The organism is Sinanaerobacter chloroacetimidivorans (assembly GCF_018128545.1).
Classification (GTDB): domain Bacteria; phylum Bacillota; class Clostridia; order Peptostreptococcales; family Anaerovoracaceae; genus Sinanaerobacter; species Sinanaerobacter chloroacetimidivorans.
On record NZ_JAGSND010000002.1, the window covers coordinates 79675 to 98825 of the forward strand.

A 19151-nucleotide genomic window follows, 5' to 3' on the forward strand; every position below is an offset into this window, starting at 1 on the left:
AAACACGTATAATCCAATTATCTTAATTTTTAAGTGATTGGATTATTTCTTTCTCCTTCCTATCTGGTTGTACCGTCACCTCATTTAATTTTGAAAGCCAGGATAGAGAGACCTTCCGCTTCAATAATATCAGGGACCACTTTGACGGGGCACTTCTGGTAAAATTCCAGTAAACTCTCCGGGTCGATTCCTACACCGGTAATGATACCCTGTACAAAAACTCCTTCCTGCAGACGAACATGGCCGTAGGCATAGGGAGCGATTTTATTAAATCTGGGATTTGGAGGCGGTGCCATGCTATGGGAGACAAAGAGAAGCTCTCCTTCACCCGACAGCTCAAAGGCATCGATCTCTCTGCTTCCGCAATGCTCGCAGATCGCGGTGGGCGGAAAGGTGATTTTGCCGCATTTTCTGCACTTTTTACCGATTAGTTTCTTTTGCTCCAGATCTTCATAATATCCTCTTATGATTGACTTTTGCATACCGTTACCTCCTTCCATAGACCATGACGGTGCTGACCATTGCGTATCCATGGGTATGGATCACTGATATATCCGGGATCTTCTTGATTTGTCTTTCCCCGCATAATCCCCGCATCTGCTTCACAGCTTCATAGGTATCGGCTCCTGCACTGGCAGCCCAGGCATGCCCGAAAGCGTGGCGGCCTCCATGTGTGCTCATCGGACGGTCGCCATCGAACCGTAATCTCCCTGCTTCTGCGTATTTCAGACCTTCCCCTTTTGGCAGATATCCGCATAATTCCGCGGTGCAAATACTGGAAATGTGAGAACAGTCATGAACATGGAGGTAATCGATGTCCGCAGCCGTAATTCCTGACATATCAAAGGCTTTCTCAAAGGACAAGGTATCATAATGCATATAAGTGGGATCTTCTTCATACCATGGCAGGTCACTGATGGTAACTCCCCAGCCCTTTACCTCGACAGGCAGGTTAGGCGCATTCCCGATGCCCTCTTCACTGCTGATTACGATAGCGGAAGCACCGTCCGCTGCGGAAACAGCGCTCCTGAGTCTTGAAGGCCAGGCCAGGAAAGGATTATAATTGGATAACCAGAAGGCGTAGGGATCATCAAATCCGAAGCGCTTCGCTTCGTCTTCCAACGTCTCCTGAATGATCGCCTTTCTATTCATGGATCCATGAAGTCTCCTTGTTCTGCAGAGCTCATACATACCCTTTTCGAATTCTTCAATGGTGTATCCGTATTTTTTGCAGTAAGCCTGTGCAATGATACCGTTATAGCTGGGGAAAATATCATACCCCTGAGGGACTGAATATGCCTGGTTTACGCAATAGTCCGTCCAGAGCCACATTTCTTCCGTAGGGATTGTCTCCCTGTCGAAGGGGCTCAGCTTTTTCGGCTGGCTTAATGTTGATTCCAGGCCGACGACGAGGACCTTTCTGTACACCCCGGATGCGATTCCCATAGCCCCTAAGGTGATGCCGATATTTGTCGTAGAGCAGGCCCCGTCAAAATGAACCCCTGCCTTGAACTGCATTCCTGTCCACTTGGCGATCTGGCTATAGGTGGCAGGCAAGGTTGAAGTATGCATTGTGACGTTTCCTACAAAGATTGCATCAATTTCTCCCGGATCAGTTCCGGAATCTTCCAATGCCTCTTTTACCGCTTCCGCGGCCATTTCCTGAAGAGTCAATCCTTTGATTTCAGGTGTTTCCAATAGATTTCCAAATCTGGTACATCCGACTCCTAAAATGTACACCGGTTCTTTGAGTTTGTTTTTCATCCTCTTCCTCCTCTCAATGGTTCGGTTCTCTACCCTGTTGGATTCATTCATTGACATTCCCACAGTGTAATGATAGAATTTGCTTGCAACAGCCAAATTCTGATTTACTTAAATTTTAACTTCATGAAATATACATATCTTGTCTGTCAGAGAAGTATTTTTATAATGAAAGGGAACTATTTCCTATTTTTAAAAGACAGGAGGATACCCAATGAGATTTGAATCAAAAGAACTTTGGCAGGAATGGAATTCTTTGGAATATGCGCCTCAAGATCAGTTTGAAGCCTGGTGTTCAGCTTTGAGTGATTCCCATCTGAAATGGGCGCTGAATAATTCATCCCCCGCACAATTTTACGGTAAAATAAAAATGCGTCATCTAGGAGGTATCCGGCTGTTATGCTGCGACTGCGAGCCCTGTTACGGAAAGCGTACCTCAAGAGAAGTCAATCTGAGTGACGGTGAATACTATGGCCTGCTATACATATACGATGGTGCGGAAGTGGTTTTTCACGAAGGTCAGGCGGTTGAGCTGAAAAAAGACAGTTTTATGATCTGGGATTCTACTAAGCCAATTGAATTCAAGCTATTTTCAGCCACGAAAAAAGTCACCCTTCTGGTTCCGCAGGATCGAATGAGAACACAATTGCCCCAAGTGGATGACTATCTGGGTAAGCATATTGATTTCAGCCGTGGTTTACATGCCGTAGCTGCGTCTCATATTGCAGCATTGGGAAACGAAGTCAATGCCATCGACAAACGATTAGGGGATTCCGCAATTGACCTGACCCTTGAGCTCATCACAACCTGTTTGCAAACCAACTATACCTCTCGGCCAATGACGAAAGTCAGACAGGATCTTTTCGATGATATCGTCAAATATATTCAAAAGAATTTAGATCAGCATGACTTAGGTCCATCCTCTATTTCCGGTACCTTTCATATTTCCACACGGTATCTGCATTTGCTCTTTGCGGAAAAAGGGTTGTCTGTCAGCCACCTCATAATGGATAAAAGGCTGGAACAATGCCGCAGGCAATTGATTCACTTAAATGCCTATAAGGATAGCATAACAAAAATAGCCTTCCAATGGGGATTTAATGACTCTGCTCATTTCAGCAAGGTTTTTAAAAAGAAATATGGGATTACACCCAGAGAGTATCAGAACAGGCACTTGAATAACTGAACCCGGCCAAAAATAAAAGCGATCCTTTTCGCGGGATCGCTTTTTCTATAAATCAGACCTTTGCCTCAAAGGCAGCAACCATATCAATGTACTTTTTCTGTAAATCTCTATCTGCCGCCGCCTGTTCAAATTCAGCGCATTTCTGATTGAGTTCCTCTAGGTTTTCCTTTGATATATTGTTTTGGGCGTACCGGAAAACGACGTTGTCCTCTTTGTCAATATGCCTGTACAGCAAATGCGTATAGGAGATTGCATTTGCTATGACATCAAGCCGGGCCTCATCCTCTCCGCCCATCACCCGTTTTACAGCGGATTCCAAATCCTGCATATAGAGTCTTCCCAAATCATGTTCAACCAGCATGCCATGCTTCACCAGTTTCTCAGCCGGTGTTCCCAGTTCTTCTATCATTTTGTCAAACAAGAGGATCTCTTCTTTGCCATGATGATGCTTATCAGCATAGTTTCTTACAAAATCAATAAAAGAAAAAAAATCTTCATACTGAACATCTTCGTTTTTTATGATCTTGTAGCAATATTTCCGGATGATTACCAGCATTCTCTTAATATACTTATGCTCGTCTGTCATTAATTCCAAACAGTTCATGATTTCCTTCTCCTTTATGATTTTACAATCCTATGTTCACCATCCGTCTTTTCATAGGTGAATTCCGGGTTTAATTTTTTTATAAAAGCTTCTGCCCATGCTTCTCTGAGATCATAGAAATGGTTCACATCTCCTTTTACCTCATCCCAGTACGGAGTGTGTATGCATGTATTGGTCTTCCAGACATATTCATTGCTGTCTTCGAATATGGCTTCATTTACCCTGTCACAGGGCATTCCCTCGAGGACAAAATCATTGAAAGCCTGGTACATCCCTTCCGGGGAATCAGGCTGAGATCCATACTCCAAGGCTGCAGCCTCCCCTTGTTTCTTATAGATTTCAAGGAGATCCTTCTTAAAGTCTGGGTCTTCTGCCAGGGTTAAGGTTATCAGGGCTGCCTGCCGCAGTTCGGCGCTTTTGATTCGCTCCTGAAGCCATCCATGAATATTTGATGTATCGATGACCTCTTCCAGCGGCTTTTCTTCTGTGGGTGCTCCATACTTCTCAATCCCTTGTCTTACCCAGTCTTCTGCCGGGAGATTGTGATCCTCCGCCCATCGGACGATTTCTTCTTCTGTTTTTTCTGACCAAATAATCTTATGATACAGCCAATAATGAATTTTTCCTAAAAACAGGCTCATCTACCTATCCTCTCATTTCGATATTGCTTTATTTACTTTATCTACCAGTTGATTGATGTCAATTCCATGAATCATTGCCGCTTCCTCCAGGGTTTCAGCCTGAGCGGAAGGACATCCAACGCATCCCATACCAAATTCCATGAGAATTGGAATCGCTTCCGGATGCTTTCTAACCAGATCGCCTATAGTCGTATCTTTTGTTATCATTTTATTTTCCTCCTGAGTATTTCTTTGTTTTATTTTCGCTTCCTGTCAATTTTCAACTTTTGAAACGATATCTGATTGATAGTATTTGCAGCTTTTCTCTCATCATGCAAAAAAGAAAAACGGAGAAACGCTCAATGAAACGCAACCAAAACCTCCCGGCTATGTGTTTATTTCACATAACCGGGAGGCTTTTAACGGTTCAGAAAATGATTCTTCCTTTAGTACTTGCTGAATTCGTCAGTCCCAAGCATGATTTGGTGGGCACCGGAATTTGGCTGGGGCAGCATATGGCTGTGATTGTTTTTTCTCAGCTTAAATCTTCCTACCATGCCCTTCAGGATCTCTGCCTGGCCGGATAGCTGCTCACTTGCCGCTGCACTTTCTTCAGCCGTAGCCGAGTTGTTTTGAACAACCTGAGATACCTGCTCAATTCCCTTATTGACCTGGGCGATACCCGTTGCCTGCTCATTCGATGCAGTGGCGATGTTTCCTACCAGGTTGGCGGCCTTTTCAATACCGATCACGATATCATTCAAAGCTGCTGCCGTATCATTGGCGATCCTTGTTCCTGTTTGTACCTTGTTAATAGAGCCCTCTATCAATACCGTGGTTTCCTTTGCCGCATCTGCGCTTCTGGCTGCCAGGTTTCTGACTTCTTCTGCTACCACCGCAAAGCCTTTGCCATGCTGCCCGGCTCTGGCTGCCTCTACCGCCGCATTCAGTGCAAGGATGTTGGTCTGAAATGCAATATCATCAATGACTTTAATGATTCTTGAAATATTCGTTGAAGATTCATTGATTTCTATCATGGAATTCAGCATTCCCTTCATTTGTTCATTGCCTTTTTCGGCATTCTCTCTGGCGTCTGTAGCCAATTCATTGGCTTCATTGGCATTCATTGCATTCTGTTTCGTTTGCGTTGCGATTTCCGCTATGGATGCCGTCAGCTGCTGTATCGCACTCGCCTGTTCGGTGGAACCCTGGGAGAGTGTCTGGCTTCCAAGGGATACTTGAACGGAGCCTGAGGAAACCTGCTGTGCCGCCTCGTTGAGTTCTCCCATTACTTGATTTAATGATTCAACGATATTGTTCAGAGAGTTTTTAATTTCAACAAAGTCTCCTTTATAGTCTGCCGTAATGGCGATATTCAGGTTCCCGTTTCCGATTTCTGAAAGAACATTAGAGATCTCGCTTACATAGCTCAATATATTTTTTACGGTATCGTTTAGCGCATCCTTGATCTCCGCATGGTCACCCTTATAATTGCCGTCCATGGTTACATGAAGATTGCCTTTTGCAATTTCCTTCAGCACGGCCGAAGCCTCTTCAACAGGGGCGATGACTGCGTCCAGAGTCTTATTGAAACCTTCCATAATCCTTGCGAATTCACCACCGTGTCTGCCGACATCAGCCCTGTTCTTCAGATTTCCTTCTACTGCTGCAGTGGTCATCATTGCAGCATCATCAATGAGCGAACCCACCGCTTTTTTTACTTCTGCAATACTCTGCCCAATGGCTTTAAATTGCTCACCGACTTCTGTCGTATACTCATCGGCAGCTTCTATGTTGAGATCGAAATCAAGGTTACCGCTTGACAACAGCTTTAAATTCTTTTCAAGTCTATGTACTTCATTCCTGGTATAGTTTCCAACTCTTATGATCGGTGTTAAATCTGTCACAACCTCCACAAATCCGATCTTTTCGCCTCTTCGGTCTTTCAGATAAGCGGTATCCTGCTTATTGCTCTTTCCGCACCATTCGAAGAAGCTTTCCGTCTTTCCTTCATCCACAAGCTGACGGATACCGCAACCCTTCGTGTTGCAGATATTTGCTCCGGCATTACAGCAATCCATTCCATAGGCCGACTCACGATTCTTGATAACGCCTTGTTGGATCATAAGCTTTTCAAAGGCTTTGTTCAGGTATGTCCATTTCATATTGGCATCTGTAACATGTATCGGGAAAGGTATCGCATCGATAATGGCCATATACCAGACGGCTTTATCGGCAACCACATCCAGCGTATCATTAATGCCCTGGATCGCCTTTTTAAAGTCCCCCTGATGCTTCTCCAGATCTGCCCTTTTCAGGAAGTCGCCGTTAATAGCCGCTTCTGACAGCATTTTGGTATCCGCAACCAGTTCTCCTATAGCATCCATACAGGTATTGAGACTGATCTTTATTTCATTAAAATCACCTTTGTACTCTTCCGTAATTCTGGGAGGGATATCTCCCTTGCTGATTCTGTTTACATATTCTGCTGTAATATTGATTGGGGCCGTAAAAGCATCGGCTAATCCGTTGATACCGGTCAGCAGCTCTTTCCAGGTTCCTGAATATAAATCGGCTTTTCCTCTAGTGTCCAGCTTCCCTTCCGTAATTGCATGAATAAGGCTCTTAATCTCGCTGTTCAAGCTTCGGAGGGTTTCCGTGGTTTTGATCAGTGCAGGTGTTATTTCATCTTTATCATCTACGGCCTTTAGATTTGCACTGACATCCCCTTGAGAGATTTTGTTTAAGGTACCTATTAAATCTGACTGCAGCTTGTCTGCGAACGCATTCATAATTTCTGCCATATGCCCGATCTCATCATGTGAATCTACGGATAAGCGCTCTTTATAATGACCTTTCCCCATTTCTTCAATCATGTAAACGACCTTTTTCAGCGGATTCACGATTCTTCTTGAAACCATATAAAGGACCACGATAATAATGATAAGTGCCAGACCAAAAATACCTAAAATAGTAATCCTTACAGCATCGTAGGTACCGCCGAATTCTTTATCCGGTAATCCGGACGCAACTACCCAGCCCGTGTTTCCAACGGGGGACACATAACCATGAATTTTTTCCTTCCCCATTGTATAGGTGATATCACCTTTTGTTTTCTTTAAAAATGCATCTTCTATGTTTTCCGACAGATCCGCATCAGCGACATTCTGATTTATGAGTTCTTCATTGGGATGGTAATAAATCTGACCGCTTCCGGTAGTTAAAATAAAGAATCCTGTTTTGCCGATAGTCTGTTCCTTTAGCATTGCTCTAATGGGATCAATGGATACATCAATACAGGCCGCACCGATTATTTCCTGGGTTCCTTTCTTAAATACCGGAGCTACAACACTGACGATAATGCTCTTTGTTACGGTATCTTCATAAGGCTCTGTAATAAAAACTGATTTTTTTTCTACGAGATCCTTGTACCATGATCTTTCCGTAATTTGATAGTCTGCTCCTGACACATAGCCGTCTGATTGTGTAAATTGGCTTGAATCAACATCTGCAATCCAGGAAACCATAATCTCATCATCATTCGTTGCTTTTACATTATCCAGGGTTTTTTTCACCTGGGGAAACCCCTCAACAGAAGTGATCACCATGCCAGGCGCAGTCCTCAAAAGGAGATCTTCTATCTGACTGTTGGCAGCCATTTGATTGGCTATCTCCAAATATTTCGTAAAAAGAATCTCTATTTCGTTTGCGGTTGAATGCGATCTGGCTGATAATTCATTGGTGGTTAATTTCGATACGGAATGATTCACCGAATTTAGTGTGATGAATGCGGTAATACAAAATGCAAGTGCAATAGGGATTCCGATAAAAACAAGAATCTTCTTCATAAGGCTTATATTTTTTAACATTTTAGTCTTCCTTTCCGGTTATAAATTCCCTTTTCATCAATTACGCTGGCCTTTGCAGCCTTTCCCCTTTTGATTTTTCTGCCCCCAAACTGATCCATTTACATTTTTTTTATACAATTCGGTCACCTCCTTTATGTTCTTCTTTAAATGCTACTTGTTACCCCTCCTTATGAGCTTGTAATTAATTATCGAAATTTACATCTGTAACTTAAGCAAATTAGCAGGAATTTTCACAGGTAATATTATCCAATATTTAAAATTGCTGTTTTCCTCATCGTGATAGTACTGCAAAGAAAAGAACCCCGATAAGTGTTATAAAACAAAAAACCTTCAAAAACAGAAAAATGTTTTTGAAGGTTTTGACTCTGAAAATGATAACCTTAATTCGATTTACGACAATCCGATTTTGAAATTCTTTCTGATATCTCTTACATCCTCGTTTACATCTCGTAAATTATTAGTGCTGCTGCACTGAGTATTGTTTTTCCGACTATTTTTCAAGTCTTTGTTTTTCTTCTTACCCATCTATTATCACCTCCTGTAATAGTATTTGTCCTTTCAGATATACTATTACAATGATAATTTGGCATTTATGGATAGCAAATGCAAGATTCCCTGTTTACACTTAAGTTAATTTCCGTTCTGCAACAATTTTTCCAATACCGGAAAATGTTTCTCCCAGACAATTAAAAAGCAACATGTTTGCATATTGTTTGTCGTAATGATCTCTGATGTCTATTATAGAAGGAATGTAGACGGACAGTTCATAAAAAGGATTATTCACTGCGTCTTCAAATGGTAATGTCAATGCTTCCAAAATTTTATCTTCCATAACAGAAATACAGTCATTCAGCAATTCTGCTTCTTCCTTCGAAAAACTGTAATGAATCCTTTCATTCATTAATGAAAAAAGCTTTGCAGATACTTCTTTGTTATTTTCACCATACTTATTTAACAAAAAGTAGTTTACAAGGTCGATTCCGTAAATCAGAAAGAAAGTAACAAATAGGGTCACATGGTAATCCCTGGCTATATTTTTTCTGAAAGCCTTATTATTTTCCTTCGCATAATACAAAATCGTTTCAAACATATCCTCTGCAAAATCCTCGGTTCCGCCATTATTGTTATGTTTATTGTTATGTAATCCCATGTTATCCCCCATTTTTTTAACATTTGCATAGTAAATTACTCTATAAATCTAACATGATTTTATCTGATAGTCTAATATTATCGCTATTTTCCAATAATATCAACTTCTAATTTCAAATATTTTACACCAGAAGAATAAAAATCAGAAAAAAATATTTTCTGTTAGATAGAAAAAAGTGGCTGACGCCACTTTTGCTTATCAAAAAACGAGTATTCGATTGCCCAGGAGGATATTGCTTAGGTATGTTTGTTTCTGATGAGATTGTTAGCTCTGCACACCAGTGACATTGGATGTTTCGAATTCGAAATTAATATATTATATTTTAAAGCCTGTCCTATTAAGTGACATATATTTTTTACAATATTAAATTCCTCAAAATAAAAATCGTTATAAAACACCTCATATTTTGAGATTGTTTTGTCATACTTTTGGAAGAATTCTTCATAGGTTCTGAATTTTTCTATTTGATGTTCTTTCTGATTCGTTTGATAGGGAAAAAGAGATAAAGTAGAATTGACACATAGAATCATTGCAGACCAGACTTCTTTTAGGATAATGGAATCATTATCATAATGAAAGTTTATGAGATATAATTCTTTTTCATATTTTTTAGATAACTTTACAATTTGTCTGTTTAATTTTTTCAGGTAATGTTCTATCTCATTATTTTTATTTAGCCCTCTTTTTTTTGAAGCTTGCTTTTTATGAATCAAATCGCCTGAGATCATTGTCACACCTAATCCCCATAATATTGCTGTAAAAGAAGTACCTATCATGTTAACTGCATCCTTTCTCATAACAATGGCGGAAGAAACTCTTATGTTTACTCGATCGAATTGCTACAGTCTTTACTTTTAGGTCACCTAATACTTTCGTAACGTTCTATCAAAAAAATGGGGCAGCAAAAATATTTGGTTGAAAAGAATTGAAAAAATCAGTTCCCGGACGAGAATAGCAAAACTCTCAAACCTTATTTGAAAGGCTTGAGAGTTTTCGCTGGAGTTAAGGAAGATTGAAAGCAAGCAACAGTTTGCCTGTTTTTTAATATTTATCAAATGTACTGCTTGTTAAGTCTATTTTCATGCTAAAATCATCTGTTATCGAGACCTTGCCTGCCGGCAGTTCAGCAGCAGCTGATGCAAGGGCCCCTGTTCGATTGCTTAACTGAAATCTGCTCACCATTTCCTTCAGCATCTCAGCCTGACCGGACAATTCTTCACTTGCTGCGGCACTTTGCTCCGCAGTGGCAGAGTTGTTTTGCACTACCTGTGAAACCTGTTCTATCCCTTTATTGATCTGGGCAATCCCGGATGCCTGTTCATTGGAAGCGACCGCAATAGTTCCTACCAGGTTTGCTGCCTGGTCCACACCTTCTACAATATCATTCAAAGCTGCAGCTGTATTATTGGCGATTCTCGTTCCTTCCTGAACCTTGTATATGGATCCTTCAATCAGTTCTGTTGTCTCCTTCGCCGCATCCGCACTTCTGACCGCCAGGCTTCGAACCTCTTCTGCCACAACGGCAAACCCTTTACCGTGCTGGCCTGCTCTGGCTGCTTCCACTGCGGCATTCAGCGCTAATATATTTGTCTGGAAGGCGATATCATCTATTACCTTTATAATTTTAGAGATGTCTGCAGAAGACTGGCTGATGCCTTCCATTGAATGGAGCATCTCTTTCATTTGACGATTTCCTGTCATTGCATGTTCTTTTGCATTTGTCACGATTTCACTTGCCTGATTTGCATTGACGGCATTTTGCTTTGTTTGTCCCGCTACTTCTGCAATCGATGCTGTAAGTTCTTCAATAGAGCTTGCCTGTTCTGTGGAGCCTTGAGACAATGCCTGACTTCCGTCAGAGACCTGTCTGGATCCGGAGGTTACCTGATCAGCTGCATCATTAATATCACCCATGATTTGGTTCAAAGATGAGATTATATTGTTCAGGGAATTCTTAATCTCAACAAAATCACCTTTGTAATCGGAAGTGATAGATAGGTTCAAATTGCCGCTGCCGATATCGGTCAGCACATCTGAGATTTCACTGATATAGCTTTGCAGATTATCAATCGTTTCATTCAGGGCTTTCTTCATAACGGAATGATCCCCTTTATAGTCACCGATCATCTTGATCTGCAGATTGCCTTTTGCCATTTCTTCCAACACGGCAGTTGCTTCTTCGATAGGTGCAACAACGGCATCTAGGGTGTCATTGATTCCTTTGATGACCATTGCAAAATCACCGCTGAACTTGCTCATGTCACCTCTGGCATCAAGCTTGCCTTCTACTGCTGAGCGGGACAATTCGTTGGTCTCCTCCAGCAGCCCCTTAATGCTCTCGATAAAGGATATTAAAGTCGGAACCACACGATCATTTTCGCTTCGTTTTCCGCCATCTATTATATTCTGCAAATCGGAAAGGTCGCCGGACGCCACATGATCCAATATGTCCATGATACGATTAACCCGATAATTCAGCAGATTTGTGGACTGGCTTATCTCATTGTAAATGCCCAGATATTCTCCTTGTACTTTTTCCGTATAGTCATTTAAACTCATTTTTCTGAGAATGTCACTTCCTTCAACCAGCCCTCCCAGACCATCTATGCAGGAATTGATGCTTTCTTTGATATCATTAAAATCGCCGTAATAGGTATCCGTAATAGCAGGAGGAATCTCTCCTTTCCCGATTCTATCGATATACCCGGCCGCCACTTTGAGCGGGCCAACGACAGAATCCAGCGCCTCGTTGATGCCTCCCACAATCTGTGCATATCCGCCCTGAATCTTGCCCACATCGGCCCGATAGGACAAATCGCCATTTGCAGTTGACTGGGTTAATTTTGCAGTCTCATCGATTAGCGTATACAGAGACTCTCTTACCATGGTTAAATGATGGATTAAAACGCCATATTGCCCGGGGAAGTTGTTTTCGATTGCTTCCAGCTCATCACCATTGGCCATCTTTTCAATATAGGCAAGAGCAACCTGCAGCGGATCCACGATGGCATCCAAGGTATGATTGAAGCCTGTGATAATTTCCTTGTACCCGCCGTAAAGGCCTTCCGTATTTCCCCGTTTCTCCAGTCTTCCTTCAACGGCTGACTCAGTCACTCCCTGTACTTCCGATACCAATTTTTGTAATGTTTCCGTCATCGATACAAGGCTCATTCCAAGTACATCCTTGTTGGATTTGGGGTTTACCACCAAAGATAAATCTCCCGCAGAGATTCTCTGCACCGACTCCGCTTGAAGCTTGATGTTCTCAATCATTTTGCCGAATGACTCCGTAAGAATTCCAATTTCATCCTTTGTGGATGATGCTACCGCAACGTCAATATCTCCTTCCGATATTCTAGAGGCAGCCTGAACCAGTGTATTGATGGGTTTACTGATCATTCTTGTTATTGCAACACCCAATATCAGTCCAAGCAATACGACAGCCAATGCCATCCCGATGATTAAAACAGTGGATTGTCCGCTGCTGTCGCTCGCATCTTTCGAAATTGCATCTGCATTTTTTACTTTTTGAGCTGCCAGCATATTGATAGAATCCTGAACATCTGAAAAAGCCTTTCCCAGATTGGAATTATCCTTGATCATGACCCTGGCCGATTCAACATCTCCTTTTTTAACGGCTGCAGTCAGTTGATCCAAAAGCGGATATAAAGTGTCTAAATGGTCAATATAAGCTTGATAAAGCGCCTTATCTTCTTCCGTACGCCATGTGTCCGCTATCTGTGAGTTGAATTCCTCAATTTCAGCTTTGCGTGTTTCCACCTTCTCAATTTCTGTCAGCCGCTCTTCCATAGAGTCGGCGATAATGGCATCTCTTATGACAACCCGCATACGGTGAAAAGAATCTACAATACCTGTAATTTGTTTCATGGGAGCAATTGCTTCCTGCATTAATACTTCATTGCTCTTTTTCATTTGAAAAACGGTTATAATCCCGATTGATCCGATAACACCTGACAAAATAGATACAATTAAAAAACCACAGAGCAGTTTTGTTCCTAATTTTAGATTTTGATATGCTTTCATTTTCTTTCCCTCCCGGCAATCCTTTCGTAGATCCATTTCACGTTAAAGATAACATGTTCTGAATTTGTTATCGACGTTAAAACCACTTACTATATTTCGACTTAAACCGACATAACTTTATACAAAAAATGGAAAAACCCCCGATTTAGCATTGTTAACTAAATGAAGGGTTCCCGATACCTTACCGGTTAGGTTCTATAGAGAAATGTTTAAAGCGAATTAGGGGATCTCTTGTAAGCGATCTCCAGTAACTTGGCTCGGCTGACGATGGCTCTCTCGTGTTTTCCTCTGCAGAAAATCCCCTCATCATCATGCCCTTCAATTGTAACCACAATCGTATTTTTTTCTACGTTTATCACTTTTAGCACAAGTGACACGGTGGATCCGATAATCGTCGGATGTTCATGGGATAATTCTATGTTCTTTCCCACAGTGATATATTCTGCCGGAACCAGAGGATCAAGCATTCTGCTTGAAGCTTCGATAATCATCGAAAGCACCGCCGGAGTTGATAGCAGAAAATCAAGCGCCATGGTTTCGGAACTGGTGACGCTGTCTGAAACAGTTGTTTCCCTTTTGTAAGTTGTTGTAAGACCTTCTTTAATACTGTGTTGAATCATGTTTTTTGCCTCCCTTGATTTGTAAACTCTTTCGTTTTGTCTAGTTTATATATTTCTTTTTACATGCTTGCCTAATATGATTATCTATACTTTACCCATTCATATGCATATTAAATGCATAATTTGTACAATTATATCATGTTCAAATATGGAAGTACAGATGAGTTTGTTAATATTTTAACTTTTTTATTCTTTAGATACCAATAAAAAATAACCTCCGATGTGTTTCTGTCTCCAATCCGAAGGTTATTTTCGTTAAATATTAAACTTAAAGTTTCTGTTAATCATCAAGATCTGCGTAAAATTCCATAGGAGTTAAATCCCAAAACCCTGAAAATAAAACTGCAGGGAAACTGATTATGGCGGAATTATAATAAGTAACATAGTCATTATACATTAATTTTGAATTTAATATGATGTTTTGTGATTCCTCAATCTGAGCAAGGGCATTCGTTATATGTTTATCTGCTTTCAAGTCGGGATATTTTTCAATGGTCACCTTCAAGTCCGACAAAGAACCTAATTCCGTATTATAGTTAAACTCCGGGTTTCCCGCTCTCGACATTGCCACTGTTTTTTGAATGTCACTTTCGTGATTTAAAAATTTTGATATAATTCCCTCAGATTTTGTCAGCAGCTCTTTTTCCCGTTTTTTATAAAAACTCATGTTGTTATACAGTGCGCTCGTAGTCAGCTGTAATCTCTTCAAATAATTGAAATCACTGAAAATACTGTAAATCACCATTGTGAAGAAGGATAAAATCATGGAAAGATACACAAATTTATCAGGTATCTCCTGGTCTCCTTCCGTAAATACTGCGAAAATAAACAAATAGAAAACCCAACCGATAATCAAACCTACAATAAATGACAGGAGTTTTCTGGCATAGGTTCTTTCCTTAATTCTTTTTAAATTCATACTTTACCTCCAAGTATTTTGATGCTTAGATTCTAATATACCATAATTATCCATAGGATAAAAGCATTTAAACAGTAAAATGTGTCACCTTTCCTGGGTTTATTCCCTTTCATGCATTGGTTAATATTGGTTCTGAAAAATATCCGTTGACCGTGGTAAAATGGTATTACAAAGTTTCAGAGTTCTTTATAAGACAGGAGGTATTCAATGGGATTTACAAATGACGTGGGGATCGATCTCGGGACAGCGAATATTTTGGTCTATCTAAAAGGGAAAGGTGTAGTGATAAACGAACCATCGGTAGTTGCAATAAATTCAGACACAGACGACATACTTGCCGTCGGGGAAGAAGCAAGACAGATGCTTGGCAGAACGCCAGGCAACATCATCACCGTCAGACCATTAAGAGACGGCGTTATTTCCAATTACAGCATAACCGAAAGGATGCTGAAATATTACATCAGAAAGATTTGCGGAAACAGCAGGTTTTCTAAGCCGAGAATCATCGTTAGCGTTCCCAGCGGAGTAACGGAAGTAGATAAAAAGGCCATCAAGGAAGCTGCTACGCAAGCCGGGGGCAAAGCTGTATATCTGATAGAAGAGCCTGTTGCCGCTGCAATGGGTGCAGGTATAGATATTGCAAAACCCGACGGAGTTATGATCATTGACATCGGCGGCGGCACCACTGACGTTGCTGTAATTTCCCTTGGCGGAATTGTGACAAGCACTTTAGTAAAGGTAGCCGGTGATAACTTCGATGAAGCAATTATGAAATACATACGCAAGGAGCACAACCTCTGCATCGGGGAACGTACTGCCGAAGAAATAAAAATGTCCCTTGGCTGTGCGTACCAAAGAGAAGAAGAGATTGTAAAGGAATGCAAAGGAAGAGATTTGGTTTCCGGTTTGCCAAAATCCGTCAACATTACATCTGCTGAAATACGGGAAGCGCTGGAGGAATCCGTACAGGTTATCTGCGGAGCTGTTCATGAAGTTCTGGAACGAACACCGCCTGAGCTGTCGGCTGATATTAACGACAGAGGTATTGTCATCAGCGGCGGCGGAGCACTTCTCTACGGCATCGATAAAAGGATTGAAAAAAGTACGGGCATAAAAGTGGTCGTAGCTGACGATCCTAAATCTTGTGTGGCAATGGGCACAGGAAAAGCCCTGAATTCTATTCATGTGCTTGAGAAAAACCAATTAAATCAGAGAAGAGAATTTAGATAAGACATGAGGTCTGTTTTAAGATATTAGATCCGTATCTAATAAGGGGAAAGGTAACACTTTCCCCCTTTCATTCATAATATCAAATAAACAATTCCGGTTCTCTTCGATCCGAAAATTCTTCCTCCAGCTCATATTGATGCCTCAGATAGTCCGGATCGTCATAATACTTCGCTCCAAAGGGACACTTTTTGATGCAGGCGCCGCATTTAATGCAAATGCCGTTTAATTTCGAAGGTTGAACGGGATCTATGGAGCCCATTGGACAGATATTCGCACATATCCTGCAGTTTTTACAGTTTATATTTGTTCTGGGTGTCACTTTCCTGATATCAACAGGGTTTCCGGCTTTGTCCCTGGGCATATAGTATTTTCTGTAAGGTTCATTTCCCTGAACTGTTATCGTATCATGAACAGAACCTTCCGCCAGTTTTTTGCAGATCTGATCCGCAAACCGGTCAACAACAGCCATATCTTTTTCATCAGGCCTGCCCATAGCCAGGATTTTCGAAAATGAGTGTTCTCCGACGAATGCACCGGCGGCAATTACTTGAAATCCATCCTCTTTTATGATGTCTCTCAGTTCAATTAAAGCGTCATCATAATTTCGATTTCCATAGACAACAACACAAACTGCCATAGCACCGTTTCCTCTCATCGAGTTCAAATAGTTCAGCAGTACATTGGGAACCCTTCCAGCATAAACAGGAACACCAACAATAACAAGATCTTTTTCATGAAAAGATAGAGCTTCGTCTCTTGCATTCTTCAGTGTAAAATCATTGATATAATAGGTATTTTCAGATAAAATTCTAACTATTTTCTGTGCAATACCTTCTACGATTTTCTTTGTTGTTTCCGTTGGGCTGAAATATACGGCATTTACATTCATCTGATTATCACTTCTTCCTTATTTTAGATTATATTTAGCCAGTCTGTCATAAAAGGCAGATCTGCTCAAGTTAAGCATTCGTGCCGCCGCACTCCTGTTTCCGTTGGTTTTTTTCAGAACGTCCAGCAGCATCTCCTTCTCGAAATCGACCAGTGAACTGCGATAGGCGGAGGCAACCGTTGGTTTATGCTCTAACTGTATAATTTGTCCGGGCAGGTTTTCAATCCCGATTTCACCCTCCCACACATAATTGGCCGCACGTTCGATGGCATTTTCAAGTTCCCGGATATTGCCGGGCCAGGAATAATCCTGCAGGGCTTTCCTTGCCTGTTCGTTGATCCCCGTTACTCTTGAACCCAAAATATGGTTGTATTTTTCAATGAACGACTCGGCCAGCGCAGTAATATCTTCGGCTCGCTCTCTAAGGGGCGGCAGGTGGAATTCGATGACATTGAGACGATAGAAAAGGTCTTCTCTGAAGGTTTTTTTGACGATGGCTTCCCGTAAATCCCGATTGGTAGCTGCAATAATTCTCACATCTACGGTTTGCTTCGTAGTCCCTCCCACGCGCATAAACTCCTTTTCCTGCAGTACCTGCAGCAGCTTTGCCTGTATCGATAACGGCATATCGCCGATTTCATCCAAAAAAATCGTTCCCAGATGGGCTCTTTCAAAATAACCCGGTTTTCCGTTTTTCAGCGCACCCGTAAAAGAACCCGGGGCATATCCAAAGAGTTCGGATTCAAATAATGTTTCCGGGATGGACACACAGTTGACTTTCACAAAGGGACGTTTTGCCCGGGGGCTTGCTTCGTGAATACCCCGTGCAAACATATCTTTACCGACTCCGCTTTCTCCGGTTAACAGAACTGTGGAGCTGCTTCGTGCAATAAATTGTGCCTCTTTCTTGATTTTTTTAAATTCCGAATTGTTGGTGACGATTTGATCAAACCGGTTGCAATTTCCATTGCGTTTTTCCAGTTCATCGCGGTAATATTGCACCTGCTGATTTAAATAGAACCATTTTCTGGCGATTTCCTCTGTCACCACATTGTCATTCAGATATACGGTGCTTACGATACCGGTAATTTCAGCATCCTGCTTCGTGCTTTTTTTAAATGGGATGTGTGAGACAATACATTTTTTCCCATAGATATCACAGGAGTCTACTTCGGCAGACCCTGATTTGGTTATTTTGATAGGACTGTTTGTTTGAAGAATGCTTTGTATCGGATTGCCGATAATTTGCTCCGGCGTCTGGGAAACCAGCTGGCAAGCCCTTTCGTTCACATATTTAATGGCACCTGAAATATCGGATACGAAGACCCCGTCGGAAGAAGCGCTGAGAACGCCATCGATAGTAGTCTGCAATTCCTTTACAATTTCCAGTTCCTGAGCGATTTTTTCCATATCGGAAATGTCCAGGAATGCAAAACTGGAACCGATCTGTTCATCATTTTCAATGATCGGAACCTGGTTGATAATAACAGGCAGAGATTTTACAGTTCTTTTTAATCCAATATGTAATTCATCGGAAATCATAATCTCAGGAAGAACCTCTTTCAGGGGTTTTCCTTTTACTTCGGTAAAGTTCAGTTGGAACATTCTTTCGGCAGCAGGATTTATCCGTAGTATGTAACCTTCCCTGTCAATAATGATAATGCCCTCATTATTGACTCTGAACAGGGACTCAAGGAGTGCAGATGAGGCCATAATCACATTCAGGCTTTCACGAAGATATTCTGCTGTTCCAATCATACCAACCACTTTATTGGAACTATCAAGGACAACCACATTGTCAACCCGGCTTTTTGTCACTCTGACTACAAGCGAGTACTCGTCATAGGTTCTGTCGACTGTGATAAAAACCGGATTATCAACCATATATGTTTTGCAGGGAGCATCCAGACCGGCACCTTCCAACAATGCCTTAAACAGTCTTTTTTTAGGAAATACACCTATTAACTTTTCATTTTCATCAACTACTGGAAGTGTATTAATCTTGTATTTCTGGTAGTACTCGACAACTGTTCGTAAAGTGTCTCCAAGATGCAGAACCTGAAAATTTTTATTCATCATCTGTCCTACGGTTAACCATGCAGTAGGATTTAAAGAATTGGAATGATCCATTTTTCTCCTTCCTTTCATCGCGGCTGATTCTTATGTAATTCTTATAATACACTTATCCATAATTAGTACTGTTTCATTTTTATTCTTGTTATAGTATAAAATGAAAGTCTCCCCTTCGTCAAGACGAAG

Annotated in this window: 16 protein-coding genes; 2 read left to right on the forward strand and 14 right to left on the reverse strand. The window is 41.3% G+C overall.

Going from position 1 to position 19151, the window contains the following annotated elements; translation table 11 throughout:
• Positions 1 to 80: 80 nt before the first annotated feature.
• Both KCX82_RS03370 and KCX82_RS03375 read right to left on the reverse strand, forming a co-directional pair.
• Positions 81 to 482 carry a Zn-ribbon domain-containing OB-fold protein gene (locus KCX82_RS03370; RefSeq protein WP_227017038.1) on the reverse strand — a complete coding sequence of 134 codons (402 nt, stop codon included), beginning with the start codon at positions 480 to 482 and terminating at the stop codon, positions 81 to 83.
• 4 nt (positions 483 to 486) lie between these two features.
• Complete coding sequence (locus KCX82_RS03375) at positions 487 to 1764, reverse strand: thiolase family protein (protein WP_227017039.1); 1278 nt, start codon at positions 1762 to 1764, stop codon at positions 487 to 489.
• A 211-nt stretch (positions 1765 to 1975) separates the two neighbouring features.
• Between KCX82_RS03375 and KCX82_RS03380 the strand changes: the two genes are divergently transcribed.
• Entirely contained in the window at positions 1976 to 2947 is a 972-nt protein-coding gene (locus KCX82_RS03380) for a helix-turn-helix domain-containing protein (protein ID WP_227017040.1), read from the forward strand.
• A gap of 52 nt (positions 2948 to 2999) precedes the next feature.
• Here the strand turns inward: KCX82_RS03380 and KCX82_RS03385 are convergent, their stop codons facing one another.
• From KCX82_RS03385 to KCX82_RS03425, 10 genes are all read right to left on the reverse strand, one after another.
• A complete protein-coding gene (locus tag KCX82_RS03385) occupies positions 3000 to 3551 on the reverse strand; it encodes a hemerythrin domain-containing protein (protein ID WP_227017041.1) in 552 nt (183 codons plus the stop codon).
• A 14-nt stretch (positions 3552 to 3565) separates the two neighbouring features.
• A complete protein-coding gene (locus KCX82_RS03390) occupies positions 3566 to 4192 on the reverse strand; it encodes a hypothetical protein (protein ID WP_227017042.1) in 627 nt (208 codons plus the stop codon).
• A gap of 12 nt (positions 4193 to 4204) precedes the next feature.
• Positions 4205 to 4399 carry a DUF1858 domain-containing protein gene (locus KCX82_RS03395; protein ID WP_227017043.1) on the reverse strand — a complete coding sequence of 65 codons (195 nt, stop codon included), beginning with the start codon at positions 4397 to 4399 and terminating at the stop codon, positions 4205 to 4207.
• A 218-nt stretch (positions 4400 to 4617) separates the two neighbouring features.
• Complete coding sequence (locus KCX82_RS03400) at positions 4618 to 8019, reverse strand: methyl-accepting chemotaxis protein (protein ID WP_227017044.1); 3402 nt, start codon at positions 8017 to 8019, stop codon at positions 4618 to 4620.
• A gap of 411 nt (positions 8020 to 8430) precedes the next feature.
• A complete protein-coding gene (locus tag KCX82_RS22900) occupies positions 8431 to 8565 on the reverse strand; it encodes a hypothetical protein (protein ID WP_264373183.1) in 135 nt (44 codons plus the stop codon).
• Positions 8566 to 8665: 100 nt separating this feature from the next.
• Complete coding sequence (locus tag KCX82_RS03405) at positions 8666 to 9190, reverse strand: hypothetical protein (RefSeq protein WP_227017045.1); 525 nt, start codon at positions 9188 to 9190, stop codon at positions 8666 to 8668.
• Between the two features lie 236 nt (positions 9191 to 9426).
• On the reverse strand, positions 9427 to 9987 hold the full coding sequence (locus KCX82_RS03410) for a hypothetical protein (RefSeq protein WP_227017046.1): 561 nt from the start codon (positions 9985 to 9987) through the stop codon (positions 9427 to 9429).
• 244 nt (positions 9988 to 10231) lie between these two features.
• On the reverse strand, positions 10232 to 13234 hold the full coding sequence (locus tag KCX82_RS03415; RefSeq protein ID WP_227017047.1) for a methyl-accepting chemotaxis protein: 3003 nt from the start codon (positions 13232 to 13234) through the stop codon (positions 10232 to 10234).
• Between the two features lie 209 nt (positions 13235 to 13443).
• Positions 13444 to 13854, reverse strand: a complete 411-nt coding sequence (locus tag KCX82_RS03420; RefSeq protein ID WP_227017048.1) for a thioesterase family protein — start codon at positions 13852 to 13854, stop codon at positions 13444 to 13446.
• 280 nt (positions 13855 to 14134) lie between these two features.
• Positions 14135 to 14773, reverse strand: a complete 639-nt coding sequence (locus KCX82_RS03425; RefSeq protein ID WP_227017049.1) for a LemA family protein — start codon at positions 14771 to 14773, stop codon at positions 14135 to 14137.
• Positions 14774 to 14980: 207 nt separating this feature from the next.
• Here KCX82_RS03425 and mreB point away from each other — a divergent pair, with 207 nt between their 5' ends.
• Positions 14981 to 16003 (forward strand): rod shape-determining protein, encoded by a 1023-nt coding sequence (gene mreB, locus KCX82_RS03430; protein ID WP_227017050.1) that lies wholly within the window; start codon positions 14981 to 14983, stop codon positions 16001 to 16003.
• A gap of 79 nt (positions 16004 to 16082) precedes the next feature.
• On the opposite strand, the gene KCX82_RS03435 is transcribed toward mreB, so the two are convergent.
• Together KCX82_RS03435 and KCX82_RS03440 are read right to left on the reverse strand one after the other, a co-directional pair.
• Positions 16083 to 16892 (reverse strand): EFR1 family ferrodoxin, encoded by an 810-nt coding sequence (locus KCX82_RS03435; protein WP_227017051.1) that lies wholly within the window; start codon positions 16890 to 16892, stop codon positions 16083 to 16085.
• An 18-nt stretch (positions 16893 to 16910) separates the two neighbouring features.
• The gene (locus tag KCX82_RS03440) at positions 16911 to 19022 is read right to left on the reverse strand and encodes a sigma-54-dependent Fis family transcriptional regulator (protein WP_227017052.1); all 2112 of its coding nucleotides are present in this window, start codon (positions 19020 to 19022) and stop codon (positions 16911 to 16913) included.
• Between the last annotated feature and the right edge of the window lie 129 nt (positions 19023 to 19151).